Origin of the sequence: Rickettsiella endosymbiont of Rhagonycha lignosa, from assembly GCF_964031165.1 — a bacterium.
Lineage (GTDB): Bacteria > Pseudomonadota > Gammaproteobacteria > Diplorickettsiales > Diplorickettsiaceae > Aquirickettsiella.
Genome location: NZ_OZ035011.1, coordinates 920,001 through 935,221, shown reverse-complemented (window position 1 = coordinate 935,221; position 15,221 = coordinate 920,001). Strand labels below are relative to the sequence as shown.

General features: G+C 37.7%; 14 protein-coding genes. All 14 read left to right on the top strand.

Translation table 11 applies throughout. The features are described 5' to 3' along the window. The first annotated feature begins 44 nt into the window (after positions 1 to 44). Positions 45 to 1,403 carry a hypothetical protein gene (locus AAHI99_RS04190; protein WP_342227049.1) on the top strand — a complete coding sequence of 453 codons (1,359 nt, stop codon included), beginning with the start codon at positions 45 to 47 and terminating at the stop codon, positions 1,401 to 1,403. 96 nt (positions 1,404 to 1,499) lie between these two features. Beyond that, positions 1,500 to 2,231 (top strand): UMP kinase, encoded by a 732-nt coding sequence (gene pyrH, locus AAHI99_RS04185; protein WP_425288734.1) that lies wholly within the window; start codon positions 1,500 to 1,502, stop codon positions 2,229 to 2,231. Further along, positions 2,228 to 2,788 carry a ribosome recycling factor gene (frr, locus tag AAHI99_RS04180; protein ID WP_342227047.1) on the top strand — a complete coding sequence of 187 codons (561 nt, stop codon included), beginning with the start codon at positions 2,228 to 2,230 and terminating at the stop codon, positions 2,786 to 2,788. The genes pyrH and frr overlap by 4 nt, the downstream gene beginning before the upstream one ends. 12 nt (positions 2,789 to 2,800) lie before the next feature. After that, positions 2,801 to 3,553, top strand: coding sequence for an isoprenyl transferase (locus tag AAHI99_RS04175; RefSeq protein ID WP_342227046.1), 753 nt, complete (start codon positions 2,801 to 2,803; stop codon positions 3,551 to 3,553). Beyond that, the gene (locus AAHI99_RS04170; protein ID WP_342227045.1) at positions 3,546 to 4,349 is read left to right on the top strand and encodes a phosphatidate cytidylyltransferase; all 804 of its coding nucleotides are present in this window, start codon (positions 3,546 to 3,548) and stop codon (positions 4,347 to 4,349) included. The genes AAHI99_RS04175 and AAHI99_RS04170 overlap by 8 nt, the downstream gene beginning before the upstream one ends. Then, the gene (ispC, locus tag AAHI99_RS04165; RefSeq protein ID WP_342227044.1) at positions 4,346 to 5,569 is read left to right on the top strand and encodes a 1-deoxy-D-xylulose-5-phosphate reductoisomerase; all 1,224 of its coding nucleotides are present in this window, start codon (positions 4,346 to 4,348) and stop codon (positions 5,567 to 5,569) included. The genes AAHI99_RS04170 and ispC overlap by 4 nt, the downstream gene beginning before the upstream one ends. 197 nt (positions 5,570 to 5,766) lie before the next feature. Beyond that, complete coding sequence (bamA, locus tag AAHI99_RS04160) at positions 5,767 to 8,118, top strand: outer membrane protein assembly factor BamA (RefSeq protein ID WP_342227043.1); 2,352 nt, start codon at positions 5,767 to 5,769, stop codon at positions 8,116 to 8,118. Positions 8,119 to 8,143: 25 nt separating this feature from the next. Continuing rightward, complete coding sequence (locus AAHI99_RS04155; protein WP_342227042.1) at positions 8,144 to 8,653, top strand: OmpH family outer membrane protein; 510 nt, start codon at positions 8,144 to 8,146, stop codon at positions 8,651 to 8,653. A 144-nt stretch (positions 8,654 to 8,797) separates the two neighbouring features. Next, positions 8,798 to 9,838, top strand: coding sequence for a UDP-3-O-(3-hydroxymyristoyl)glucosamine N-acyltransferase (gene lpxD / locus AAHI99_RS04150; protein ID WP_342227041.1), 1,041 nt, complete (start codon positions 8,798 to 8,800; stop codon positions 9,836 to 9,838). A gap of 40 nt (positions 9,839 to 9,878) precedes the next feature. Next, positions 9,879 to 10,322 carry a 3-hydroxyacyl-ACP dehydratase FabZ gene (gene fabZ / locus AAHI99_RS04145; protein WP_339049519.1) on the top strand — a complete coding sequence of 148 codons (444 nt, stop codon included), beginning with the start codon at positions 9,879 to 9,881 and terminating at the stop codon, positions 10,320 to 10,322. Further along, positions 10,323 to 11,096: an acyl-ACP--UDP-N-acetylglucosamine O-acyltransferase gene (gene lpxA, locus AAHI99_RS04140; protein ID WP_342227040.1), complete on the top strand. Its 774-nt coding sequence runs from the start codon at positions 10,323 to 10,325 to the stop codon at positions 11,094 to 11,096. It abuts the gene before it with no gap. After that, a complete protein-coding gene (gene lpxB / locus AAHI99_RS04135) occupies positions 11,080 to 12,243 on the top strand; it encodes a lipid-A-disaccharide synthase (RefSeq protein WP_342227039.1) in 1,164 nt (387 codons plus the stop codon). The genes lpxA and lpxB overlap by 17 nt, the downstream gene beginning before the upstream one ends. Before the next feature lie 146 nt (positions 12,244 to 12,389). Next, complete coding sequence (gene rnhB, locus AAHI99_RS04130) at positions 12,390 to 12,989, top strand: ribonuclease HII (protein WP_342227038.1); 600 nt, start codon at positions 12,390 to 12,392, stop codon at positions 12,987 to 12,989. A 384-nt stretch (positions 12,990 to 13,373) separates the two neighbouring features. Continuing rightward, a complete protein-coding gene (locus tag AAHI99_RS04125; RefSeq protein ID WP_342227037.1) occupies positions 13,374 to 14,780 on the top strand; it encodes a hypothetical protein in 1,407 nt (468 codons plus the stop codon). Positions 14,781 to 15,221 lie beyond the last annotated feature (441 nt).

The window sequence follows — 15,221 nt, the reverse complement described above, 5'->3', positions numbered from 1 at the left end:
TTTTTACACGCATTGGTTATTTTACAGAGAAAAAAAGGAATTAAATGATGCCTAACAATAATATTAATAATATTATTTCTCAAGAACAAATAAGAAAAGCCATCCGTTTTCGAGTGGCTGTTGCACAAGGAAATCTGCTGGATGTGCAAAAGTATTGCGATGCTTATACATTAAATAGCCGGGATGCAAAAGATAATACCGCGTTGCACTTAGTCTCCGAAAAGGGTGATAATGAAATCCTAAAGTTTCTTTTTAAACAGCCGCAAATAGATTTTTATGCGTTCAATGCTGCGGATAAAAAAGCGGTCGATCTAATTAATCAGCAATCAACTGCCAAACTTTGGCAAGAATTGTTGCTAGCAGAAAAGAATTTGCTACAAGCATCGGTATTGCGTCAAAAGTACTTACTTAAGAAAAACTATGGTTTTATACTGAATACCGAAAATAACGCCAATGAATCCTTTACGGTAAAAGATTTATCTGAGATCAATGTGTATGTTAAACAAACGTTAATTTATGGTGCACCGGATTGGAAGCAAGAAAAATTTCCTCATCAGCAAGCAAGCAGCTCATCACTATGGAAAAAAAAGCAAGCGGATTATTATCGTATTGAAGTACTACAAGATCTGCTTTGTACCATAGAAAATGAGCTTGCAGAAATTCCGCTCGATTTTACTATGCGTTTACTTATTATTCGAATCATACATAGCGCTCTAGCGGAAGTGCTGCAAGTCGGTCGTTGTTATGAGCAGGTGGCGTTGGCATTTGATCAGTTGCTTGTTAATGGTAAAAAAGCTTATTTAACGTGGGTACACGCTGAGAACTTAGAATGGCAACCGACTGAAAGCTTAAAAAACACGCGAGGTCACAGTTTTATTATTTTGGATAAAGTGGGTGGGGAGAAACCTGAAACGTGGGTAAGTGGTTTATTGATGGATCCAATGGACGATAAAATAAGATCTATAAAAGAATGTACGCCCCAATTAATGGAAAGTTTAGCGAGAATTATCAATCAGCCCGACAGAGAACAAATCCAATTATCCGCTAACTTAATATCAACTTTACCTTTAAAAGGGAATCATCATGCGTTGATTGCGAAAAATTTAGAACTGCTAAGGGCTGTATTAAAAGGATATTTTGATTTGAATTGGCATTTTCATTGGCCTGAGATGAAAAAAAATTATCCGCCTGTAAAAGAAAGAATGGTAAAAACTTGGCTAGAAAAACTTTGGGATATCTTAGCAAAAAAAGAAAATATTCATGCTGCAATGGCAGATAAATTGCACCTGGATGAGATACAAGATAGCCTTGCTAGACTTGAACATCGTGTTGACATCATTAACTCTGCGGAAAACTTAGCGGGTTATTTAACTAGGCAAATGCACCACCGCTTTGCACTCTAGAATACTCCCATTTAAATTTGGCCAATTATCAATAAACTCTAGAATCAGCACGCTGCATAGGTTATTATTCCTTCTCTTTAAACTTGTTATTTTATGATGGCACATCCATTAAAGTATCGACGTGTTTTGCTTAAGCTCAGTGGGGAAGCGCTCCATGGAGAATCCTCGCAAATGCTGGATCCCATAGAGCTTGACCGTATAGTATCTGACATTGTTGCTGCAGCGGATTTAGGCGTGCAAATAGGTATCGTAATTGGTGGGGGTAATATTTTTCGTGGCGAAGTATTAGCACGTAGTGGTATTGATAGAATTACCGGTGATCAAATGGGGATGTTGGGTACTGTGATCAATGCATTGGCATTGCGCGATTCCCTTGAGCAACACAAAAAAATAGCCAAAATTATGTCAGCAATTCCTATCGGTGGTTTCGCCCCTCTGTTTGAACGTTACAAGGCGATACGTTATCTAGAAAAAGGATACATCGTTATCTTCGCGGGCGGTACAGGAAATCCTTTAGTCAGTACAGATTCTGCCGCGAGTTTACGTGGCGTAGAGATTGGTGCTGAATTATTGCTTAAAGCAACACATGTTGATGGTATATACAATGCCGATCCCAAAAAAGATCCAAAAGCTGTGTTATATTCTCAGGTGAGCTATGAAAAAGCTTTGGAACAAGAGCTCGGTATCATGGATTTAGGTGCATTTACACAATGTCGCGATCATGATTTACCCATACTTGTCTTTAATATTAAATGCAAAAATGCATTAGTTGATATTCTACAAGGCAAAAGTAAAGGTACATTAGTGAGTAAGAGGAATTTAGTATGATAGGACCGATAAAACTAACAACTGAACAAGGTATGCAAAAAGCATTGGATGCTTTAAAAATTAACTTAGCTAAGTTACGAACGGGCAGAGCGCATCCGAGTTTATTAGAGCAATTACGTATTCCTCAATATGGTGGAAAAGAAGTGCCTTTGAATCATGTGGCGAGTATTACTGTTGCCGATGCACGAACCTTATTGGTTACGCCTTGGGAAAAATCGTCCATTACTTCCATCGAAAAAGCAATTATTCAATCTAATTTAGGTTTAAACCCTGTAACAGCAGGCAATGTTATTCGTGTTCCATTAGCCATGCTAACCGAAGAACGTCGGCGCGATATGAGTAAGTTAGTCAAACAAGAAGCTGAGGATGCCCGTGTATCCATCCGAAACTATCGTCAAGATGCCAATCAACAACTTAAAGAATTGATTAAGAAAAAGCTCATCACTGAAGATGAAGAACGTCGCGCTAAGGATATGATACAAAAAATGACTGATCAAAATATCGCAGAAGTAGAAAAGATAGCAAAGACCAAAGAAGAAGAGTTAATGCAAATTTAATCTCACCATTCTATGTCAATTCCAGACAATGTTCATGCATTAAAACGTCCCCGCCATATCGCTATCATTATGGATGGAAATGGTCGTTGGGCGAAACGTCGTCATTTACCGCGGATGCTAGGTCACCAAGAAGGGGTGAAAGCTGTTCGCAGGGTAATTAAACTTTGTGGCGAAATGAAGATCGAAGTGCTTACCTTATTTGCCTTTAGTAGTGAAAACTGGCAGCGTCCTGAACAAGAAGTTAATTATTTAATGACGCTTTTCCTAAACACATTGAAAAACGAAATCGATAAATTAACTAAGAACAACGTGCAGTTAAGAATGGTAGGTAATTTGGAAGGTTTTAATCAACCATTACGTGAATGGATCGATAAATCTCAGACTTTAACGGCTAAAAATACGGGTCTACAATTGGTAATTGCCGTGAATTATAGTGGTCAGTGGGATATTGTTCAGGCCGCTCAGAGAATTATGAATCAAGTTAAGTCAGGTAAGCTCGAGACTGAAATATTAACTCGAGAAATATTTGCTGAGTATTTAAGCTTAGCGGATCTGCCAGCGGTCGATCTGTTGATTCGCACCAGTGGTGAATATCGAATCAGTAATTTTTTGCTTTGGCAGTTGGCTTACACTGAGCTGTATTTTACTGATATCTTATGGCCTGATTTTGATGAGCACGAGCTGAATAAAGCGTTGCAGTTTTATACTCAACGAGAAAGGCGATTTGGATGCATTAGTGAGCAACTCGCGGAAATAAATGCTTAAACTTAGAATTTTAACAGCACTAATATTGATTCCTTTAGTTATCATTGGAATTTTTTATACATCAGAATTTTATTTTAAACTGATTACAGCGGTTATCATGTTACTGGCTGCTTGGGAATGGGCACGTTTGAGTGCTTGCAAGGATCTGGTGCAGCGATTTTTATATGTAGGTGTGCAAGCGGCGATTTTATTTCTCATTTTATCTTATCTAAGCTATGACTGGATTTTGAAATGCGGTTTAGTTTTTTGGTTGCTACTAAGTGTTTATCTAATTTGGGCACGTAGTCAACCCAAATTACCAAAGATGAGTCCAGCTATCAGTGCTGGCTTAGGTTGGTTAATCATTAGCTTATGTTGGGTGGCGTTGCAAAAACTGCAGCTGACACCAGTTTATTTACTGTTTGTGTTACTGATTATTTGGTTATCCGACACAGCAGCTTATGTCAGTGGTCGTCTATGGGGTCGACATCTTTTAGCGCCGACCTTGAGTCCAAAAAAAACCTGGGAAGGTTTTATTATCGGATTATTGTTTACTTTTTTTTCGGCAATGTTAATGCTCTATTTTTTCCAAGGAATGAAGCCAACGCTGAGTCAAATGTGGTTATTGGTATTATTGACGAGTTTAGCGGCGGTAGCAGGTGATTTATTTGAAAGTCAATTAAAACGACTGCGAGGTTTAAAAGATAGTGGCCAATTGTTGCCTGGCCATGGTGGAATTTTGGATAGGATAGATAGTTTACTGGCTGCCGCTCCTGTGTATGCAGGATCTTTATTACTATTAGGTTTAGTCACATGAAATCTTTAACTATTTTAGGTGCAACCGGATCTATTGGTGTTAATACCTTAGATGTTATCAGTAAACATCCCACGCGTTTCAATGTGATCGCTTTAACAGCCCACTACAATATCGATTTATTATTTCAGCAATGTCTACAATTTAAGCCTACTTATGCGGTAGTGGGCAGCGAAAGCCTAAGCAAACACCTTCAGCAACGTTTGCACGCGGAATCTGTAAAAACGAAAGTATTATTTGGCGGAGATGCCTTAGCTTTTGTTGCGAGTCTAGATGAAGTTGATACCGTGATGGCTGCTATCGTAGGCGCTGCAGGTTTATTACCAACGTTAGCTGCTATTAAAGCTAAGAAGCAAATACTCCTTGCAAATAAAGAAGCTTTAGTCATGGCAGGTCCTTTATTCATAGAAGAAGCGCAACGCGCGCAAATTACTTTAATACCTGTAGATAGTGAACATAATGCTATTTTTCAATGTTTACATGGACTAGTTGTACGTGATAATTCCTGTAAAAATTTGGCAAAAATTATTTTAACTGCATCGGGCGGTGCACTACGCCATAAATCTCTAGCACAATTGCAGGCAACGACACCCGCGCAGGCCTGTCAACATCCGAATTGGCGTATGGGACGCAAAATTAGCGTTGATTCGGCGACGCTCATGAATAAGGGCTTTGAAGTCATAGAAGCTTATTTTTTGTTTGGTTTAGCGTTGGATCAAATTGAAGTGGTGTTACATCCGCAGAGTATTGTGCATTCCCTAGTAGAATACTTGGATGGATCAATTTTAGCGCAATTAGGCAGCCCTGATATGCGTATTCCTATTTCCTATGCTTTGGCTTTTCCAGAGCGAATTAATAACTCTGCAGCGACTTTAAATTTATTAAAAGTAGCACGTCTAGATTTTTTAGCGATTGATGAAAAACGTTATCCCTGTTTAAACTTAGCTTATCAAGCATTACGTATTGGCGGGACAGCGACAACGATCTTGAATGCCGCGAATGAAATTGCTGTACAAGCGTTTTTAGATGACAAAATCTATTTTACTGATATTGCGAAGCTCAATCAGGATGTATTGGAAAAACTTCATTCCCGACCTGTTTCTAATCTCAGTGTTATTTTGGAGGATGATAATTTAGCTCGTGAGATTGCTAAAGAGATGATTTTAAAGCATTATAGCGCGAGAGTAACAAAAGTGGTGCAAAGAAAATCCGTTATTCGTTAGAATATGCAATAAAAGCACAGTTTAGTTCTTTGGCAAACTTTTAATATACTCACAGCAATGGGGTTTTTGGCTAGCGCCGTGTCCATACAGCAATCTGGTGGTCTGTACAATAACCATGAAAACGAATTGAACGGACAACGCAGACAAAAATTCAAATGCGAAGAGTAATTTCTTTTTTTGGCTAAAAAATAACGATTATGTTGCGACTTTTATTGAGAATTTTTTTAGTAGGATCGTTATCGATCATTTTTTTTCTTGCTCTGCCTGCGCAAGCTTTTACTGTCAATCGGATTCAGATTGATGGCCTACAAGGTATCAGTCGTGATACCGTGCTTAGTTATTTACCGGTTAGAACCGGTCAGTCTTTTCAGTCCTATCAATCGTCTGCTGTTATCGATGCGCTGTATGGAACTGGATTTTTTAGTGATGTCACTTTAGAAGAGCAAGCGAATACTTTAATTATAAAAGTGGTGGAAAGACCGACCATTAGTGAAGTGGATATCACCGGTAATAAAGAAATTCCTAAAGATAAGCTAAAACAAATTGTAAAAAAAATTGGTTTAGTTCAAGGCCGCTTATTTGATAAAGCCACTTTAGATCGTTTTGTTGCACAACTACGTACACAATACGACAATATGGGGAAATATTCTGCGCGGGTAACACCCATCGTTACGCCGTTGCCAAATAATCGCGTTTCGGTACGAATTCTTATTTCAGAGGGTCTTACCGTAGAAATTGCCGATATTTCAATCATCGGTAATCATGTTTTTAGCGAAAGAAAGTTGCGTGGCGCCTTACCCCTGGGAACACACCATTTTTGGTCATTTTTCATTAATAGTGATCAATATAGTCAAGATCGATTATCTGCAAGTTTAGATGCGCTACAATCTTATTATATGGATCGGGGTTATCTTAAATTTAAAGTAGATTCTACACAAGCTAGCTTAACTCCCGATAGAAAACATGTTTATCTTATTATCCATATTACCGAAGGGCCGATATACAAACTCAGCGGTTATCAATTCACAGGAAGCGCCATTGTTTCTCAAACTAAATTACATCGGCTTTTAGTTCCTTTACAATCGGGCCATATATTTTCGCGTGAAAAAATTGTAGCGGCAGAGCAGGGCATTAAAAAAGCGCTAGGCGATTTTGGTTATCTATTTGCGACCGTCAATACCGCGCCGCAAATAGATGAAGAAAACAAAACTGTTTTTTTAACTTTCTATGTTGATCCAGGTAATCGGGTCTATGTACGACACATCAATATATCCGGTAATCTAAAAACACAAGATTTGGTATTTCGACGTTTGTTACGGCAACAAGAAGCGAGCGTGATTTCTGAAACCGACATGAAAACGTCTATAAGACAACTTGCTCTCAGCGGCTATCTTGAAGGAGAGCCACAATTAACACCGGTTCCTATTGCTGGATATACCGATCAAGTTGATCTCGATGTTAATGTCAATGAAGCACATGCGGCACAAGCTTTATTTAGTTTAGGTTATGGTACTAACGGACCTGTAGTGGGTGCATCCCTGAATCAAAATAACGTTTTCGGAACCGGTAATCAGTTAGCTTTAAATTTCAATAATACCCGTGCGGCAACTGTTTATAGTATTAGCTATAACAATCCTTATTACACCTTAGATGGCATACAACGCGGATATGATTTGTTCTATCAACGATCAACACCAAGTGATTTGAATACCACGACCTATAATACCAACACCTATGGTGGTGATCTCCATTATACTATCCCTTTTGATGAGCGTGGGGATAGTTTGTTGATACAAGGTGGCTTACAAAAAATACAACTGAATTTGCCTCCGACTGCTCAACAATCACTCGAAGTACAAAAATTTGTTGCACAGCACGGTGTGCAATTTAATCAATTTTTATTAACATTGGGTTGGTCACGAAATAGCTTCGATCGATTGGTATTTCCTACAAGTGGAATCTTTCAAACTGCCAGTGTCCAACTTGCTTTACCTGTTGGCGGTCAACCCCTATATTATTATAAAGCGAATTACTCAGGAACAGGTTATTTGCCCTTTAAACATAATTTTATTCTGCAAAGTCATCTAAGCTTAGGTTATGGTAATGGATTTGCTTCAACTTCTGGATTGCCTTTCTTCACCAATTATTATGCGGGTGGTATCGGTATCGATGGCCAAGTTAGAGGCTACGAAATTAGTACGCTAGGCCCTAAAGACACCAACGGCAATTTTTTGGGTGGTAATGTGATGACAGTGGGAAGTTTGGCTTTAATTGTACCGAACCCAGTATCTGATAAATTAAGAACCAGTATCTTCGTCGATGCGGGTAATACTTATTCTACGTTAGGCATCACCCGACAGACCCCCCCACCGCCTGTTGTTAGGGGGGGTACCGGCTCAGGACCACTACGCTATTCAGCGGGAATAGATGTAGATTGGCGAGTTCCGGTTTTTAATGTAACATTGAGCTTTAGCATAGCCAAAGCTATGAACCCTCAACCTGGCGATCAAACCCAAGTTTTCCAATTTAATATTGGAACAGGTTTTTAATTTTAGCTTATTTAAGGAGCTGATAATGAACAAAATTTGCTTAGTATCTATCGTGACTTTAATGACAGGTCTGTTGACTTTACCGGTTCATGCCGACGAGTTAAAATTAGCGGTTGTTGATATGCAAGTAATATTACAAAAGGCTCCACAGATTTCCAAAATCAATGATGCTTTAACACGCCAATTTAAAGGTCGACAAGATAGTATTGTTAAGGCACAAAACGAATTGCAGAAAGAAGCTTCTAATTTGCAAAAAAATGCGGCTGTTATGAAAACAGATGAGCGTAATAATTTAGAAAATAAGCTCATGACGGATCGTAATAATGTGAATTCCATGATAGCTTCATTTCAAAAAGATTTATCTAAGCAGCAAAGTGCATCATTACACAATTTTAGTCAGCAACTAGATGGTGTGGTGAGTAAAGTAGCTGCGCAATCAGGTTATGATTTAGTCATTCAAAAAGGCAGCACTTTATATGCTAAAAATAATCTTGATATTACGCAACAAATATTAGATGCATTAAAAAGATCTTAATATTCTGCGCACAAAATAACTCGTCATGGCGAGGCCGAACGTTAGCGAGGACGTGGCCCATCCACTTAGATTGCCGTGCATCTGCGGTGCTCGCAATGACGAAAAATTCTTTACTATAGGCTGAAATAAAAAATAGAGTTAGACATGCCGCGTCAATATTCATTACAAGAAATTGCCCATTTAATCGATGCTGATCTGAAAGGTGATCCGGCTTTTTCGATCAGCGGCATTATGACTTTGCAAAATGCACAGCCAGGACAAATTTCTTTTTTAGATAATAAACGTTATCTAAAATATCTTACGACCACGCAAGCCTCAGCGGTTATTCTGCGTGCAGAATGTTTGAAACATGCCCCGAATAATGCCTTAGTGGTCGCCGATCCTTATCTTGCTTTTGCTAAGACTGCTAAATTATTTGAACCAGTATCAGCATTCAATCCTGGAATTCATGCAACGGCTATCATTGGTGAAGGTTGTTTTATTCACCCTAGTGTCAGCATCGCCCCGTACGTTGTGATAGGCGCTAACACACGTTTAGATGAGGGTGTTGTGATAGGCGCTGCGTGTGTGATTGGCAATAATGTCATCATCGGTGCCAATACACGTTTAACGTCGCATGTCAGTGTGTGTGCAGATACGCGAATAGGCGAACGAGTGATTATTCATAATGGAACTGTAATTGGTAGTGATGGTTTTGGTTTAGCCAAAGAAAATAATAAATGGCTTAAGATTCCTCAATTAGGAAAAGTACAAATCGGTGATGATGTTGAAATCGGAGCGAATGTCAGTATTGATCGTGGGGCGCTGGATGATACGATCATTGGTGATGGTGTAAAGTTAGATAACCAAATACAAGTAGGTCATAACGTTAGGATTGGTGAAAATACTGCTATTGCAGGATGCACCGGTATTGCTGGGAGTACACATATCGGTAAAAACTGTATGATTGGTGGTGGAGTCTGTATCAACGGACATATAGAAATTGTGGATAACGTGTATATTACCGGTATGTCGAGTGTAGTACATTCTATCCGTAATCCTGGAATTTACTCTTCAACACATTCAACCCAACCCCAGCGTGAATGGCAAAAAAATAGCATACGATTTCGTCAGCTGGATCAATTGGCGAAAAGATTGAAAAAAACGGAAGCATTAGTTAATAATAAATCGATCGATACTGATTAAAAATCAGTAAAAACAGAAAAAATATACTTAGGTAAGCACTATGAACGACGTTATGGATATCCAAGAAATACTATCTTATTTACCGCAGCGTTATCCTATTTTAATGATCGACAAAGTCATTTCAATAGTACCCGGAAAATCGATAGTGGCTATAAAAAATGTAACTGTGAATGAACCTTATTTTTTAGGTCATTTTCCTGGCAACCCCATTATGCCAGGTGTACTTATTTTAGAAACAATGGCACAGGCGACAGGTATTCTTGCTTTGCATGCGAATAGAGAAAATAAAGAAGGTTTTTTATATCTTTTTGCAGGTATTGATGATGCGCGTTTTAAACGACCCGTAGTTCCGGGGGACCAGCTGTTAATAGAAGCTGAGGTTATCAAGGTAAAGGGTAATATATGGAAATGCAAAGTCACCGCTAAAGTAGACAACGAGCTGGCTTGTGAAGCAACGCTGATGGGCGCTGGGAGAAAGTGCTAAATGATAGATGCGCTGGCTATTGTAGATCCCGCTGCTAAGTTAGGTTCTGATGTGAGTATAGGGCCTTGGAGTATTATTGGACCTGATGTAGAGATAGGCCCTGGTACTGTTATTGGTTCGCATGTCGTAGTGAAAGGCCCCACACGTTTGGGTGCGAATAATAAAATTTACTCTTTTTCTTCTGTCGGTGATGATCCGCAGGATAAAAAATATCAAGGTGAAAAAACTTACTTAGAAATTGGTGATCATAATGTCATTCGCGAATATTGCACAATTAATCGTGGAACCGCTCAAGATAAAAGCTTAACTAAAATTGGTCACCACAATCTTTTCATGGTCGGTTCTCATATTGCGCATGATTGTGTCATTGGTGACCATGCTATTTTTGTTAATAACGTGGCTTTAGCGGGTCATGTTACCATCGGAAATTATGCCATTTTGGGTGCTTACAGTGCGGTGCATCAATTTTGCCATATTGGTGATCATAGCTTTATTGCCGCTTCAAGTATGGTACGACAAAATGTATTACCTTATATTTTGGTGGAAGGTGGGCATGAAGCGCGCGCTTGCGGTCTGAACAAAGAAGGCCTAAGAAGAAGTGGTTTTAGCGAGGAAGCGATTAGTGTTTTACGCTGCGCATACAAGTTAATTTTTCGTAAAAATTTAACGGTTGAACAAGCTTTAGAAGAATTAAAGCCCTTAGAACTCAATTCTCCCCAGGTAAAACTCATGGCTTCAGCACTTAAAAATTCTGAACGTGGCATCATTCGTTAAACTTCCGCTTCGTATTGGCATCGTAGTTGGCGAAGCTTCAGGCGATTTGCTGGCTGCCGATCTGTGCAAGGAATTAAAACGCAGACAAATCCCATTTAGTGTTTCAGGAATTGCTGGGCCAGAACTGCAGCAACAAGGCGTCCGTTCTTTATTTCCCATGGAACGTTTGTCTGTTATGGGTTTAGGTGAAATCCTGAAGCAATTGCCGCAACTATTGCGTTGTCGTCGAGAAGTCACTGAATATTTTATCGCACATCCACCGGATGTATTTATAGGTGTCGATGCGCCTGAATTTAATCTCGATTTAGAAAAAAAATTAAAAAAGCATGGTATACGTACCCTCCATTATGTGAGTCCCAGTGTTTGGGCATGGCGTCGTTGGCGATTAAAAAAAATTGCGAAAGCCGTCGACTTAATGTTATGTCTTTTTCCATTTGAAAAATGTTTTTATGAGGAACATGACATCCCCGTACAGTTTGTCGGACATCCTAGCGCCGATGAAATTCCATTCTCCATCGATAGTTTAGCCGCCCGTAAAACTTTAGGTTTACCAGAATCTGCTGCTATCATTGCCATTCTGCCGGGTAGTCGACGTAACGAAATTAATTACTTAGGAGAATTATTTCTCAAAACCGCGCAGGATTGTTATCAACAAAATCCTAAACTGGTTTTTGTTGTTGCTATGGTCAATCAAGAAAGGGAACAGCAATTTCTACAGTTGGCCAAACAAATAACACCGGATCTCCCTTTACAGTTCGTTCGCGGTCAATCTCGCCAAGTGATGGCAGCAGCCAATGTCGTATTGTTGGCTTCAGGTACAGCGACATTAGAAGCAATGCTATTAAAAAAACCCATGGTTGTTGCTTATAGAATGAGTAAACTTTCTTATTGGATGGCAAAACTTTTAATTAAAGTCGATTATATTGCTTTACCAAATTTATTAGCTAAAAAATTATTGGTTCCCGAATTTATTCAAGAAAAAGCTAACGTTGATAATTTATCGCAAGCACTACTTTATTATTTGAACAACGCAGATATTGTGAGTAAACTAGAAAAAGAATTTTTAGTACTCCATCAACAACTACGTTGTCATGCAAGTAAACAAGCTGTGGATGCAGTATTAAAAATTTTAAGTACCCACGTTTAAAATATGTTTTTCTAGATGTGATTTAATTTTTTAAACCCATAAGCTTTTGTCATCATGGGAAAGCCATTGATATACTCGCAGCAATTGGATTTTTGGCAAGGCGTCGTGAGCAACCGGAGTGTATGCACATACATGAGGATTGCGAATTGAGCGACAACACAGACCAAAATTCAAGTGCGAAAAGGATAGCGGGCGTTGACGAAGCAGGACGAGGGCCTTTGGCGGGTCCCGTGTTTGCAGCAGCAGTTATTTTGGATAGCAAAAAATCAATTGCAGGTTTAGCAGACTCGAAACAATTAACTGCAAAAAAACGCGAGTATCTAGCTAAAAAAATTCAAGAAAAAGCCAAGGCATGGGCGATAGGTCGTGCTGAAGTGGAAGAGATCGATCGTTTAAATATTTTTCATGCCAGTTTGCTGGCTATGCAACGTGCCGTGTCTGCATTAGTATTAATACCGAGTTTAGTGCTAGTAGATGGTAAGCATTGTCCTAAGCTAAACTGTGCAGCTAAGGCCATTATTAGAGGCGATGAGAAAATTTCCGTTATTAGCGCAGCTTCCATCTTAGCCAAAGTACATCGTGATGCTACCATGCTGATGTTGGACGTGGAATATCCAGGTTATGGTTTAGCGCAGCATAAAGGCTACACCACACAGCAACATTTGCAGGCTTTAAAAAAGCTGGGTCCTAGTCCTATCCACCGCCGTTCTTTTGCACCGGTCAGGCAATATGAGCTATCAATTTAAATTTAACCTAATGACTTAGGTTTACCTAAGAAAAGAATTACAAGCGCTGTGAGCCTGGAAACTTATTTTGCGCTGCCTTTTAAGTTAAAGAAATTATTATTACAATTTTGTAAGCCTCACCTACTATGTTTTTTTCCCAACTCAATTTCAACAAGCTTTTTAAAAAGTTGTTGATGCTTAAAGATGCCATGAACAATGAGTATTTAATCTCTATTTTTAAGATAATTTAAAATGCGTTTGCCTGCTGTGCGCGGCTAGATTTAAACAATTAACAAATCTTTAAGTTAACGATGCTATTTTATAGAAGTGAGCACCTAGGACTTAAAACCTTTAACTATCTATTAGAATTAATCTTTAAACTTGTTTGAAATTTTTTATCAAATTATGAAAATATTAAAAGAACGTTTTGAATTCATTAAAAATACTTCCGATTTAGAATCGATTTTAAACAGACTTACTCCAGAGGAGGGCGATGAACTATTAAAAGCTTTAACACCAAATCTACATGAGATCATCACAAATACTTACGATTTAGAATCGATTTTAAACAGACTTACTCCAGAGGAGGGCGATGAACTATTAAAAGCTTTAACACCAAATCTACATGAGATCATCACAAATACTTACGATTTAAGATTTGTTTTAGAAAAGCTTACTCCAAAGGGATGCGATAAACTATTAAAAATAAAAGCTTTAACACCAAAACTATTGGAACTCATCACAAATACTTACGATTTAAGATTTGTTTTAGAAAAGCTTACTTCAAAGGGATGCGATAAACTATTAAAAATAAAAGCTTTAACACCAAAACTATTGGAACTCATCACAAATACTTACGATTTAAGATTTGTTTTAGAAAAGCTTACTTCAGAGGGACGCAATGAGCTATTAAAAGCTTTAACACCAAACCTACCTGAGTTCATCATAAATCCTTACGATTTAAAAATAGTTTTAGAAAGGTTTACTTCAAAGGGATGCGATGAAATATTAAAAGCTTTTATACCAAAACTACCTAAACTCATTCCAGATATTTACGTTTTAATAAGAGTTTTAGAAAAGCTTACTTCAAAGGAATGCGATAAACTATTAAAAGCTTTAACACCAAAACTATTGGAACTCATAACAAGTAATTTTGATTTAATAAGGGTTTTAGAAAAGCTTACTCCAGAGGGACGCAATGAGCTATTAAAAGCTTTAACACCAAACCTATTGGAACTCATAACAAGTAATTTTGATTTAATAAGGGTTTTAGAAAAGCTTACTCCAGAGGGACGCAATGAGCTATTAAAAGCTTTAACACCAAACCTATCTGAGATCATCACAAATCCTTACGATTTCACAATAGTTTTAGAAGAAATTACTCCAGAGGGACGTAATGAGCTATTAGAAGCTTTAGCACCCAACCTACCTGAATACATTACAAGTGATTACTGTACAAGGAAGGTTTTAGAAAAACAACAACAGTCGACTTTAGCCACATCCGCTTTAAAAGTTATGCAAAGTAAAAATAAGGTATTAAATAAAGGTTTGACTCGTTTGTTTTTTAAAGACCTTAGCCAAAAAAAGCATGATATTCTTTCTCAAATTTCCAGCATAGCAGAAACTATTATTGACAATGACAACAAATCTGAAAATAGTATTAAATTTAATGAAATTAAAGAAATAGTTAAACATAAAAAAAATATTTTAAAAACACATCGAGGATTTTTTAAATTTCACCAAACCACAAGTGACCAAATTGCAGATGAATTAGTTAATCATTTAGAGTGCCTAATAGCAATGGACAAATAAAAGCTAGAAATTACCTACAAGAATAGGAGTATCTCGGTATTTCAAATCCCTTTATAATCAGATCTTTTCTCAAAAGAAAAATATTTTTTATTATGTTCATTTTAATTTTTGGACAATAATTTTAAATTATGTAGAGTGTGCTAGATTAGTTGTGTTAACGAATTAAATAACTATTGATAAACACAAAAGTGTTGGTGGATGCTGAAGCATCTTGCTAGTTTTGCAAGAAACCTTATTATGGTTACACGGTGATTAAATTAATCTTTTATACCGATGTTTTGGATGAAAAGTAAGCTGATAATTGGTTAATTTTTTTGTTAAATAATGTTATACTAAGCAATAATATTAAAAAATAAATTAACTTTAGGTAGTTGGTTTTATTTTTTAATAATGTATTTAAGGACACTTTTTCCGCTTGACAGAAAAGCTGATTGATGTAGA